We start from the raw sequence: 13,673 nt of genomic DNA on the forward strand, positions 1-13,673 counted from the left end.
TTATTTTAATGTGAGATTAATACCTAAAGAAAATACTTTGCTCATCGGATAGATAACTCCGTTGGTGAGGTATCCGTCCTCCCGACTGTCCGAAGCAATAGCCGTTTCCGGATCAAATACTTTCGGCAGGCTTGAGAATGTTAGCAGGTTCTCGCCGGAGAAATAAACACGTGCTTTACTGAATATGTTCCCTACCGTCGAGGATGGTAGGGTGTACCCCACCTGTACGTTTTTCAGGCGTATAAAACCTGCATTCTGCACGTATGCAGTCTGCGCTAGTCTGTTCTTATTTGTTTCTGCCGTAAAATAAGGTTTAGGTAGGTAAGCTCCTGTATTTGGTCCTAGTATATTTGTTTCATCCGCTGGTCGCCAATAGTCGAGTGCTGGCGAATCCTTGTACAGCCCCGAACCTGCCCAAGCGCTTGTTAACCCCCAGAACAACGGTGATGTCGTTTCTGGATAAAATTCGCGTCTAAAAATGCCCTGCCAGAACATGTTAAAGTCTATCCCCTTCCAGTTCGCACCGGCATTGATACCGATATTGTAGCGCGGACTGGTATTACCGATAACTTTCAGATCCCCACGGTCATTCAGTGTACGGCTCCCTTCATCAATGACATCATCATCATTCAGGTCTACGTATCGAATATCACCCGGTCCCCAATTCGTATGGTATCGCTTCTGCCCCGCCGCGACAGTCTCAGCTTCTTCAGCGGTTTGGATAATACCTCCTGTTTCGAATCCCCAGATTTCACCATACTCTTTTCCGGCATACCAACCATCTATTCGTCCCATAGGATTCCAATACCTTGTTATTGTCGTCCGGCTATCGCCCAACGCTAACTTAACATTGTAGCTGAAATCATGTGATATATGATCGTTCCAGTCCACAACAAGCTCAAATCCTTTTGTGGATAGATCTGCATTGTTCGTGACCGGTGCAGTCGCGCCCAATACATAGGGCAATTCAAAAGCAGCTCCCCACATATCCAATGTCTTCCGGTTATACCAGTCAAAGGTAAGCCCCAAACGTGAATCCAACAGGTTCATCTCTACCCCCATATTGAAGGTGTTAATCGTCTCCCAGGTGATATCGTCACTTATCAGAGTCGGTACACCGGCATAAGGAGGCCGTTGCCCTCCCAATATCCAAGGTGTCTCGGGAGAGATTGATATTTTGTCATAATACAGATAGTTTGTAATATTCTGATTACCTAAAGAGCCGTAGGATACCCTCAGCTTCATGTAATCGATATAGCCCCGCATAGATTCCCAAAAGGGTTCGTTCGAGATTGCATAGCCGACAGAAGCCGAAGGGAAGAACCCAAAACGTTTATCTTTCGGAAAACGGGAAGAACCGCTATAGCGACCGCTTACTTCCACCAGATATTTCTCCTGATAGTTGTAGTTCAACCGGCCAAATGCCCCCCTTGTCGCCCAGTGCTCCATATTATCCGTCGCGATCACCCCGCCCAGAGAGGTTCGGATGGAAGGATATTCGTCCACCACCGGCGACGTACCTGTTGCCGACAATCCGGTCGTCAGTAATTCCTCCTGTTCAAAACCCAGCATAATATTAAAGAAATGCTCATCGATCTGTGATTCATACGAGGTTACCGCATTCAACAACTTATACACCCGTTCGGAGTAACTCGACACATAGGTAGATTCCGGCTTTCCAATATTACCAAACGAACCGTCTCCTAGTTCTACCATCACCGGTTTGGGATTACTGCTGGCCTTTGTATTGCGGATGTTATAGTTATAATTGAATGTGGTCTTCCAGCCCTTAATAGGTTCGATCTCCGCACCGATATTTGCTAAGAAATCTGCCCGTTTACTAATATCCCGCCCTGAATCTTGCAACAAGCGCACCAACGGGCTCTGAACCGTACCATTAATATTATAATGCGGCATCATTGGAGCAAACATCAACATCTCGCGAAAGGTATGTTCCCTCCCAACGGTCGTTTCTCCCATCGGATAATCTGTATCCGAGGACGCCCACTTCAAGCTGGAATTTAACCGCAACCAGTCGGTCACTTCTGTCGACACATTGGACATGAGGTTATATCGTTGATAATGATCGTGACCAACAGCATACGCTCCGTTCTGTCTGGAATAACCGGCTGAAAGAAAATACTGTGTCCGTTCCGATCCACCCGATACATTTAAATTATGTTTGTGGCTTAACGAATTGTTTCCCATCAAAAGATGAGGCCAGTCGTTATTGGCATTTCCATTTCGCCGACCGGCCCAAATATTGTCAATCGGATTCTCCGGATCATATTCATATGGAAAAGTCCCGTCGATATATCCTTTTATTCTTTCCATCTGTTCGTCTGAATAAACGGAAGTGAGACCGGCATTGGCATTGGCCTGGTTATAAGCCGTTGCCCAAGTATACGCATCGATAAAATGTGGTAAACGAAGCAGCGAGGAGATAGAAAGATTATTCGAATAATCGACTTTTACACCTTCCGCTTTACTTCCTTTTTTTGTCGTGATCAGGATCACACCATAGGGCGCGCGCGAACCATAAACTGCTGAGGCGGAAGCATCTTTGAGTACCGATATACTTTCGATCGTTTCGGGATCTACACTATTGATATCGATTTCTACCCCATCTACTAAAACCAAAGGACTACTACTTCCATTTAATGAACCAACCCCTCTTATATTCCAGCCACTTGCCGCCCCCGGTTCGCCTCCCCGCATCCCCATGTTGATGTTCATGTTCGGTGAGGCGCCTTTAATAAGATCCGCTACGTTAGCCGACGGACGGTTAGCCAAGGCCTCGCCCGAAACCACATCAACCGCTGCTGTCATGTGCGCGCGTTTCTGTGTACCGTAACCAACAACCACAACTTCCTCTAATGTAGATTCCTCTCCTTCCAAAACTATATCAAAGGACGTTTTATTGCCAATAGTCATTTTCTGAGTTACGTACCCGATATAAGATATGACTAAGACATCGGAAGAACTCAACCCCGACGCCGACAGGTTGAAAACTCCGTTTTCGTCCGTAGAGGCACTTGATTGTATCCTAACAACGGTCACCGTCGCTCCTACGATGGGCTCCCCATTTGCATTACGTACGGAACCTTTTATCTCCCTTTGATTATACGGGCTGGTATTTAGTATTATTCCTTCATCCAGCTCAAATGAAGGAGTCGCTGCATAACCGCTTCCTATAAAGAATGCAGTTATTCCTATCCCCCATATCCTGACCAAAGGATATAGTCTTCCCCGTTTTTGCATTCTATCCCTAGGATAAAATAAAAAAGAGTTGTTCGTTGTTACCATAATTAGTCTTATAATTTTAACTGCGCTGTATTTTATTTGATGTTCTATTTTATATAATTTATAGTTATTTCGATATTCTCTCGTTAACGTTACCGAACATTGCATTTAAAAAAAGGCGACATGCCTTATGAGTTAAAAAAGTAACGATAAATTTTCTATGGAGATTCCTTTCATCACGTTAGTCTCTGTCTGATATCAACTAATTTATTGCTTATAATCTGATCCAAGGTAAAATATAAACATTAAAAAAACAAATATTTTTTTCAATTTTCGTAAAACATATAATTTTCAACAGTAATAATATCAATTGGCATGGGTTTAAAATTCATGACATTCTCCTTTAGCAAAAAGAATCTATACAGGTAGTTTAACGCAAAATATCCCTGTTTATCCGGACGTTGGCAGATTAAGAAATCTACAATCCCTTTCGAGAGATAGTCTACGTTGGCTTCCAAAAAGTCAAATCCTATAATATAGGGTTTCTTTATCTCCTGATGATCATAAAAAAAACGTCCTACAACAGAAACCCTAGAATTCGTAACAAATAATACATCAGGATTAGACTTTCTAATACTAGACCACAACTCCTTTTCTACCTCTGTATATTCATTATAAGGAATATCGACAACTTCTATTCTAAAATTTTTATTCAGATTATTAAGATACGTTTTGTAGCCCTCAATTTTTGTATCTAAATACTTATAGTTTTCCAAGCCTTTCGCAATGTTCAAAATAAGTATCTTGGCATTTGTTCCCACTAAATAAGAAGTCAGGTTTCCCGCCAGTCTTCCCGTACTGTTCAAATCCGGGCCAATATAACCTAATGTTGATTTAGTTGGAATATCGGAATTTATATATATCGTCTGCAGTTTTTTCCGATGGCATTTTTTCACAAAAGCTTCCGTTTCTTTAATGAATATCGGCGCTATGACGACGGCATTAAACTGAGACTTTATCGTTTTTTCTGAAACTTCTAAAAAAGTGTGAACATCCTCTTGATCATAAAGAAACACCTCGGTTTGTATACCAAAGGGTTCTAACTCCTGTATACCTTTACGAATACCTTCTAAACACAGTTGCCAATAACCTGTCTGTAAAGATGTCTTAGGGATAATAACGGAAATCTTAATATTGTTTTTAACGGATAGTGATCTTGCGTAAAGATTAGGCTGATAATTGTATTCTTTTATGATATCCTTAACCTTTTTCCGAGTTGCTTCGGAGACGTCCTTTCTATTGTTAAGTACACGATCTACCGTTCCGATAGAAACATTGGCAAGTTTGGCAATATCTTTAATCCCAAAACGTTTTTTATCCTTGTCATCAGACATCATACTTCCCTAATAAAGTTAGTTTACGATAAATTTACGTTATATTTTCCAATATCCATCGTCGCGCTCGACCTATCGTTTCAAAAAATAATCAAAAAATAAGAATGCTTGTTCATTGGAAGTGCTATCTGGTGAATGTGCTACACGATTTGTCATGGCTACCCGGTTTTCAACGCCCAACAATTTATTTACTGCAATAGTATGGTTCAGTGGTATCCATCTTTCCAAGGGGTCTGAAGATCCACCTGAAACCAAAAAAGGACGTGGTGCCATTAATGCATGTAACTCGTGTAGATCATACCCCTCTTCAATTAGTTTCGGATATAGCCCCTTTGCATCTGCTCCCATTCCTGTTTTTCGCCATGTGTCTTTCCAAGGTGGGGAATAATAACCAAGATACCAGGGCTCCCAATAATTCACACCGCTTCCTTTGGTTTCGTCAAAAACAATACCCGGATCGGACCATACCCCACAGGCGTATTTATCATATAGAGCAGAGGCAAACATCGCCCATTTTCCGCCATAAGAGTGCCCCATAATTCCGATGCGGGTTTCATCAACCTCTGAATATTTCGCCAATGCCTCCCAAGCATTCGCCGCGGCATATGCCAGCATAGATAAAGGTTGCACTGTAGCATTATCTATTGACGGGTAATAAAGCGAATAGGTTCTGTTGGCAGATGTCTCTTTCGTGCCGATGGATAATGTTACAAACCCACGTTTTGTTAATTGCAAAGCAAAATCGCGATGTGGTTTTCCCGCACCTGTTGCTGTTTCTGGTTCATAGAAAACCGTTACCACTGCTGGTTTTTTACCTTTTGTTCCGGGTACTAAAAGATATCCCGTTGTTTCTTCGTTCGGCAACCATTTAAAAGTCACCGTATATTGTGTGTACCCCTCTTTCTGAGTGGAGTCCAATATGTTTAAGGTCTGATCTTCTATTATACCAGGCCACTCCCCCATCATGTCGTGCCATTTTTCTCTAATTTCTGTCCTTCGTTCTTCCCAATCTTCCTTTGTTTTTACTACCCTGCCATCATAAAAGTTCAAAGGGGAACGATATTCACCTAATTCGTGTTTAAATTGTTCAGGTGGAACAAAATACCGCTCTATCTTATCCCATATTTCTTTTTTGGACACTTTCATGGTTTGGCCGTGAGTGGCTAACGTGCCTAACATAAATACTGCGGTGCTCCAAAGTGCGATATGCATTTTTCGTCTGCTTTTCATATTAAATCGTGTGCTTTTTCTATTAAAACAAATCATTATAAAGTTTCCTTGACCGTATATACCACTAGCTTATTCAGCAAGGTATCTGTCCTTTGTTTATTAAAAACGGAATCTAACGTGATTTCATAGATATAATCTTTCTCCATTTCACCGAGGTCTATCTGCAATCTCTTTCCTCGATTCGATATTTTCCATTTGTGTACCGACATTTGTTTAAGATTTACTTCTGGCGAACCATATTTTTGATGGTATAGGTAGTTATAGCGACGAACTCGGATAGCTTTGGCGATATGAATGCTATCTCCCAGGTCGATAGGTTGTGTAAAATACATTTCAAAACCGTTTTTAAGAAGATGTATGTCCGCTACGTCAAACGGCGTTTTGCCAGTGAACGAAATGCGTTGGATTCCCCTATCTCCTAGCCAGCCATGATCTGATTGGCCTACCCACAGACTACCATCCGGCGCAAAAACTAACCTGTTGTTTCCCTTTCGTAGCCCCTGACCATCTATAAACGGTGTCACTGCACCTTGAACCACCCCCTTTACATCTTCTAGCATAATACGAACTAAGCGTTCTTGATTCATCTCGCCTACAATAAACTGTCCCTCAAAGGGCTTTAGCATTTTATTATGTCTAATTTGAACAGGTTGGGTAGGTGAATTTGCGATGACGTTATGTGGAAAAATCACAGCAGGCTTCTCCCGCATTGCATTTAATGTATCCGCATTCAGTTCAAATGGGTTGCCTCTATTCCATCCCTTCGTCCATACCAAGCTTGCCGGATGTCCGTAAAATTTACCTTCTTGGACATAGTGCAAGGGGCTCGACCCTACCCAATCTCCTTGATTATCGGTAACAAACAGCCTTCCTTTTGCGTCAAGCCCTAATCCATTAGGGGAACGAAAACCCGAAGCAAACGGCACAATCTCTCCATTTTTTTTCATTTTCATCACCCAACCCCTATAGGGTACAATGGAAAACATAGGTTTACCTTCCCGACTCTTGCCGTCCATCAACGTATCTCCTCGAAGTTCAGCAGATATCCCTCCTCCCGCTGAGGAAGAATTCAAGGCAAAATACAAATTGCCGTCGCTGTCTTCCACGGGGCCATAGGTAAATTCATGATAGTTTCCCGTCATACCAAATCCGTCATATACCGTTTCGTACATATCTGCCTTTCCATCGCCATCGGTATCCTTGATCCGTGTTAGTTCGGGTAATTGCATGACCAGTATTTCACGGTCATTAATGACCTTCAAACCAAGCGGTTCGTGCAAACCTGTTGCAAAAACACGCCATTCCTTCGTATCCGGTTCGTAAATCATCACCTCTCCCCGCATAAAAGCTGCTACCAACCGACCATCTGCTAAAAAATCCAATGCGGCTACTTCTGCCGTCAACCCAGGAGGTGTTTCAATAGTATCTATTTGAAAAGATGCACCGTCACTGACTAGATCGTCGCTTTGACAAGCTGCTAAGGCTATCGACGCACCTAAAAAATATGTAATCGCCGTTCTCATTATTTCTCTATTCTAAACTCCACACTAAATTGCTTTCCGTTTTTTTTATCCAAGACAAGCGGCCCAGCCGGTAATGGTACGCCATTATAATAACAGGTTATTTTTTCTTCTTCTGTATGGTGAAAAACAACATTATCATCTAATGTTGGAATCCGAAAATGACGTACAATCCCATTTTTATTTTCCAATTCTCTTATCGTTTCAAAAATCTCGATACCTTCTATGATATAACAAAATTCTAAATAACCACCATCCGTTACCCGATATCCTTTAAATTTAGGCGGGTTCTTGTTTGTATTTTGTTCGCCGATCGTTAGTACGTCCGGCCGGGTTTCGCGGTACACAATTGTCCCTTCTATCTTCGCTTTCGCATCTTTATGTCCTTTCCACAACTCCGTATTATCGACAAACCCGTCTTTCCATACAAATCTCATCTGACAGGGAGTTGCATCCCAACAAAAGGATATGTTTCCAGGTAAGTGGACAGCAATTGCTGCTGGGCTTGCGCCATCAATATATAGTCGATAATAATAAGGAGGTACCAATTCATAAGGATGATTTTTGGTTTCTGCATGAACATGCACTTTATTCTTAACATGGTGTGGCACTGCTTTATCCTCAGTCAACACGGGCATTTCACCAGATTCATTAACATACATCGCTCCGTACATGACATGTCCGTGTCCTGGTAGGGTACAAACATACGGATATACCCCTTCTTCTGATGGTGCTGTGAAAGACAATGTTTCTGTTTGATCTGCATGTAAAACAGACGTATGCCACATCACGTCCTCAGTTTCGGGAATATAACTTTTTGCTACTCCTTCCGCCCCTAATTTAGCGGCGAGATTTACCACCTTTTCTCGAGATTTCGGACGAATAACCAAGAGGTTATGATCCATATCGTCCGTATTCGTAAAACGAAGGACGACCTGCTGCCTTGGAACAACATGAAATCTAGGTAGACTAAACTGCAATCCGGGTAATACCGATATGTTAATTTCCTTAGGTGGTTCTTTTTGGGTTGAATATCCCTCTTTGTAACCCAAAATACCGATAACTATCAAAAAAGCAAAAGCTACGGCAATCAGCTTCTTAACCGTTGGCGTTGTTTTTAATATTGTTTTCATAATCCCTGCCTCGCAATCCCCATCATTTGCTGGTAATATGTCGAAATGGAAAAAATACCACCTGCAGTGTCATAAAAATTTTGGTCCAATGTAAATACACCGTTTACCACCCGCGTCCATTTAGCGTCCGCAAGCGGATGTCTCTTCTTCATATTTTCCCAATTGACATAGTTCATATCACCATTGGTTTCCATCAATCCCATCCCAATTGTAGGAAAAGGAGCCAGTGTAGCGGCAACATTCTTGTTCCACTCCATCAAAATTGGATTGACTGTCAAGTCTGCGCACAAACATGGTATATCATTTTCATGGGCTATCTTAGCAATCTTAACAGTCTGACTGAATGTCTTTGCTATACCTTTCAAGATAAATGCTTTATATCCCAACGCAATCTTACGACGGGCATCTTCTTCACTGTGAATACTCTCGTCGGCTCCGATAATTACACCTAGATCCGAAACGTCTTCATTGTCACTCTCCCCAAAAGGTTCTTCATATAACAGAATGTGTTCAAATGCGCCAATTTCTTTTGCGTAATCCAGATACTTTAACAATGTTTCCTTTTTGTCATAGCGTCCGTTGGCATCCATCGTATAATAGATTCTGTTTATCCTTTTATTCCTTTCCGCATTAAGGATATCATGGATATCTTTTAATCTCGCTTTATCCTGTTGCAACATCTTCTCTTGATCACCAGGACTTCCCGTTTTTATCTTAAATACAAAATATCCTTCTTCAGCTGCCTTTTTAATATCTGCCAGTGGCATGTCATAAGAAATCTGAAACATAACGGCGATCCGATCATTTTTGTGACTAAACGCTTGACGATAAATCGAAGGTATAAGTTCGGTAAATGTTGAGATACCGTTCTCTTCTGCATATAACATCCACATTGCATTATCAATACTAACCAAGGCATTGTATACAAAATTTATATTAAGATTAGGATATCCTGTTAGTTTTTTACCTTCTTCGATCAACCAAGGTAGCATTTCGTCGAACAGCTTTATCGGGCTATCTAATGATCGCCCTTCTATCCATTTTAACGCCTTATTTGTTAGCACAAACATAGTTGCGTTTCCGTTGGATTCAGAGGTAGAGGCAAATATCTCCGCATCGCCATATAGGACACTCTGCGTAGCTAATCCCAGTCCTTTTTTTCCCTTATCGTTCTCGAGCAAAACGACTATTTGCCATAATTCGCTGAGATATGCTCCCTTAAATCCAAAAGGGAACCGGAGCTTCTCTCTTTCAAAATCTGACTTTGTTTTTATGATTGTTGATTGATTTATCATTTCTAACTTTCTACTCGTGTTTGCGTTTCCTATCTTTATTCTTGCTGAAGCCCATAAAATAGCAGAACTTGCCAAGAAATATCTACGATCCATTGCTATCTTTTATGTTTCACTTGGGCTACTTGCTTTATTTTTCCTCAAATTATCCATTAACCAATTGTAGGTTTTCTGTCGCTGTGGAGGATATATCTTATGTTCCCCTTCAGGGATGACAAAAGTTTGTTTTGGTGCTTGCACCATGTTATATGCCGCATAGAAGGAGGTAGGTGGTGTGGTGGCATCGTTAAAACCCCAAGAAAAGAAACCCGGCACATTGATATGGGTGGCAAAATTGACCACATCGTAATAAGACAATGCTTCTAATACTTCCTTTTCCTTATCTTCATATAATTCGGGACGCAGAAAAAAATGTGGCCATCCCCCTGCCCGCTCATATAAATAACCTGAAAAATCACACATAGCAGGACATAGCGCAACAAAATAATCGATACGCTTATCTAATGCGGTAGTGATGATGGAAAGCGCTCCTCCTTGGCTTGATCCCCAAGCACCCAAATTTTCACCGTCGAAGTTGGGTAGTTCATAAATTAGATCTACAGCACGCCTACACCCTAGCAGTACATTATGGTAATAAAAAGAATCGCGGTTGTCTATACCTTTATACATATAGTCCTTAAGCTCGTTGTTCTTCAAATCCTCATAATACGCTTGACTTTCTGTAACGGGTTTACCATGTATATACAAATCGAGCGTGATGAATCCCTTGGCGGAGTTTGCCTTATCGCCCGACAGTGGAGCCCAACCTGCACCTGGAAATCGTATGATTGCAGGATACTTCCCTTCCTTTTTCGGAATACAGAGTACGGCATAAAATTTTTCGACATTTTCACTCAGAAATTCGTATTCAACCTGATAAACATTCACATCCTCGGTAGCTCGGTCTTCCAACAAGGTTAGCTTTTTATGGAGAGGCACCGATTTAGACTTTTGCATCGCTGTATGCCAAAAAACGGAAAAATCCTTAGGCTGCATAACCGTTGGTTTAATTTCCTCCGGCGCGAATGCCGCCGTTGCCCGAGCACTATAAGGATTTCCGTCGACATCCATTTTCACTTCACACCTTAAAAAACCGGGCTGCTGCATTGTCCCGCCAGAGATCAATGCTTCCCCACCTTTTATCTCCATCTCACCACGTTTCGTAAACTGCATCTTTTCGGGGCCTATTTCAAATTGGATTTTTTCATTATCGCAAGCTATACCGTTTTTATATGCCTTTACGACAAAGACAGCTTCCTCTCCTATATCATATGTCCAATCTCGCTTTTCCAATACCACGGCAATTTCAACCGTCGGGGTAGTTTTCTTTTTCTCGGATACGACGTCTATACCTTTTAAATCTTGTGCGTGAGCGCCCAAAAACATACCACTTAGAAAGATAAAAACTATCGCGCTGCGCGCAAAATTTTTAAATACGTTAACGTACCCGTTATAATTATTAAATTTTGAATAAATAGCTTTTATCATTCTTTTCTTGTTAAGGTGTTTCGATTTATAATATAAACGAATTTAAAAACATTATTCATTACATCCAAGTTTTTTTATCTGTATATAATTATCTATACGTGTTAAATCTCAATTGTATAGATGAGCTCGTTACACTCGGTTTATTTTCTTTTAACTTCCTTTTTTACTTGAGTTTCCTAGAAAACTAGTTTTCAAGGTTAAACCATACATTCGAGGTTCCGCTAAATGTACCGCTCCAAAATCATAAGCATAATCGATATATATTTTATCCATCAAATTGGATACCCATAAAGCGATCTCCGTTCTTTTATATTGAAAACCTATGCGGGCATTTAGCAGATTATCCGCATCTTGATAAATCGTGTTCGCCAGATTAAAATACCGCTTTCCGATACGTCTGTGCTCCAACCTTGCAAATAATGTAGAATTTGTATGCGCTGTTATACTTCGGCTATATTGTAATGATAGAAACGATGTTGTTTTCGGAGTAAAAATCTGTTTATTGCCGCTTAAGTCTTTATTTTCTCCATCATCAGCGATAATTAATTCCTTATAGGCAGCATGGGTATAACCAAAAGTATAGGTAAATTCAAAACCTCTAACAGGTAGAGCAGACAGTTCTAATTCTAGCCCTTTACTTTCCAATTTAGCCGCATTACGGATTAATGTGAGCGCTTCCGGCATCATTAGAACAGGTATCTGCCCGTTTTTTATCTGGGTATAAAACAATGTAGCGTTCAACCTTAATCTATTTTCGACAAACATATTTTTGCTGCCTATTTCAAGATTGTTGCTATATTCCGAATCGTACGGAACAAGCGGTGGTGTAGAAGGATCGGAAGATAATTGACTTATACCCCCTGCTCTAAATCCTTTGCTGTACATTCCGTAAAAATTATGGTCTTTGGATAGACGGTAACTCAAAGTGATTTTCGGACTCAAATTTCTATACACTTCAGACGTCGAGGTATCCGTTCTGGTGATGACAGCTTCTCCACCATCCGGTAGAAATGCACCCTCTATCTGCTGTTTCTTGTACTCATGGTCGTATCTCAAACCGGCAATTAGGTTTAGTGACGAAGACAACTGATAATCTATCTGCCCGAACCCTGCAAAACCGTAGCCTGTAAGATTATTGATAGTGATATCTGTAAAATTGGTTACCGGTGAGCCGTACATCTCTGCATCATCACCGTAGTAGGTTCCCTGTTTAACCGGATTTTCTTGCTTAAAACCGTAAATTCCCATATTCCAACGCAATCTGGAAACGGAATGTAAAGGAGACGAAAACCGGATCTCCTGCATGAAAACTTTACTTCTGTTCCATTTTTTGCCATAGTTATTTATAACGGCTATAATATCGTGGCTAGAAAAATCACCGTCTATCGGGTCTTCGTAAAAACGGTAATTGTCCTGATAGGAAGTCTGGGAAGTCAGCGTGTAATGGTCATGCTTGTATATGCCAGTCAAAGAAACATTAAAAGTGTTATCCCTCATTTTGGATAGTCGGTTTTGGTCCAATGTATAGGGATTTTCAAAAGCTTCTTGCATGTCGGAGACTAAGGGGAAGGCTCCGCTGTTCAGTTGTAATTGATGTTTTACGTTGATCGAAAATGTCAATCGTTTATTCGGTTGGTATTTCAAAAAGTAATTCCCCTGATTCATGTCCACATCATCGTAAGATGAACCTGTAAATTTGTTTCGAAAAAAACCATCTTTACGTTGGACCATACCGGTTGCTCCAATAAATAATTTGTCGGTAATGACGGGGATTCCTATACCTGCAGTATAACGCTGCAAGCCAAAATTTCCATAATCTATTCCGGCAAAACCCCGTATATGATTATCCGGCTGCTTCGTTATTATATTAATAACTCCTCCACTGGCATTTCTCCCATACAGTGTACCTTGTGGGCCTCTTAAAATCTCTATTCTTTCGATATCGTTCAGTTGAGAAATATACGTATCTAGACTAAACTGGTTTACACCGTCTATATAAAGAGACACCGCTGGCTCATATGAAGAGGTGGTTATTCCCCTTATGCTAATAACACTTCGGAGATCGCCAGGATGTGCAGCGTACAGGTTTGGAATCACAGCGGAAATATCCTTTACATCCCATATTCGGCCATGATGAATTTCGTTAGCATTTAAAACACTGAGGCTTAGCGGGGTTTTCTGCATATCCGTTTCCGTTTTATCCGCCGTTACTATTACTTCCGGCAACTGATATCCAGCTCTTTCATCGATGTCTCGAAGGTTAGTCCGATCCTGCGATCGACTATGGAGGAACAAACTACACCAAAAGAAGAAGATGAAGTACGTTATTCTCAT

At 41.1% G+C, this 13,673-nt stretch carries 8 protein-coding genes; all 8 read right to left on the bottom strand.

Annotated elements, in window-relative coordinates:
• The 8 genes from H8B17_RS07980 to H8B17_RS08015 all read right to left on the bottom strand — a co-directional run bounded on the left by H8B17_RS07980 (position 1) and on the right by H8B17_RS08015 (position 13,673).
• Positions 1-3,306, bottom strand: coding sequence for a SusC/RagA family TonB-linked outer membrane protein (locus H8B17_RS07980; protein WP_190308672.1), 3,306 nt, complete (start codon positions 3,304-3,306; stop codon positions 1-3).
• A 263-nt stretch (positions 3,307-3,569) separates the two neighbouring features.
• On the bottom strand, positions 3,570-4,640 hold the full coding sequence (locus H8B17_RS07985) for a LacI family DNA-binding transcriptional regulator (RefSeq protein ID WP_190308673.1): 1,071 nt from the start codon (positions 4,638-4,640) through the stop codon (positions 3,570-3,572).
• Between the two features lie 69 nt (positions 4,641-4,709).
• Positions 4,710-5,867 carry an alpha/beta hydrolase family protein gene (locus H8B17_RS07990; RefSeq protein ID WP_223816434.1) on the bottom strand — a complete coding sequence of 386 codons (1,158 nt, stop codon included), beginning with the start codon at positions 5,865-5,867 and terminating at the stop codon, positions 4,710-4,712.
• Between the two features lie 35 nt (positions 5,868-5,902).
• The gene (locus H8B17_RS07995; RefSeq protein WP_190308674.1) at positions 5,903-7,390 is read right to left on the bottom strand and encodes a PQQ-dependent sugar dehydrogenase; all 1,488 of its coding nucleotides are present in this window, start codon (positions 7,388-7,390) and stop codon (positions 5,903-5,905) included.
• The gene (locus tag H8B17_RS08000; protein ID WP_190308675.1) at positions 7,390-8,520 is read right to left on the bottom strand and encodes a plastocyanin/azurin family copper-binding protein; all 1,131 of its coding nucleotides are present in this window, start codon (positions 8,518-8,520) and stop codon (positions 7,390-7,392) included. Before H8B17_RS08000 ends, H8B17_RS07995 begins: the two co-directional genes overlap by 1 nt.
• Positions 8,517-9,908 carry an enolase C-terminal domain-like protein gene (locus H8B17_RS08005; protein ID WP_190308676.1) on the bottom strand — a complete coding sequence of 464 codons (1,392 nt, stop codon included), beginning with the start codon at positions 9,906-9,908 and terminating at the stop codon, positions 8,517-8,519. The genes H8B17_RS08000 and H8B17_RS08005 overlap by 4 nt, the downstream gene beginning before the upstream one ends.
• A 9-nt stretch (positions 9,909-9,917) precedes the next feature.
• Entirely contained in the window at positions 9,918-11,339 is a 1,422-nt protein-coding gene (locus H8B17_RS08010) for an acetylxylan esterase (protein WP_190308677.1), read from the bottom strand.
• A gap of 150 nt (positions 11,340-11,489) precedes the next feature.
• Entirely contained in the window at positions 11,490-13,673 is a 2,184-nt protein-coding gene (locus H8B17_RS08015) for a TonB-dependent receptor (protein WP_190308678.1), read from the bottom strand.

This window comes from Sphingobacterium arenae, from assembly GCF_014692505.1.
Classification (GTDB): domain Bacteria; phylum Bacteroidota; class Bacteroidia; order Sphingobacteriales; family Sphingobacteriaceae; genus Sphingobacterium; species Sphingobacterium arenae.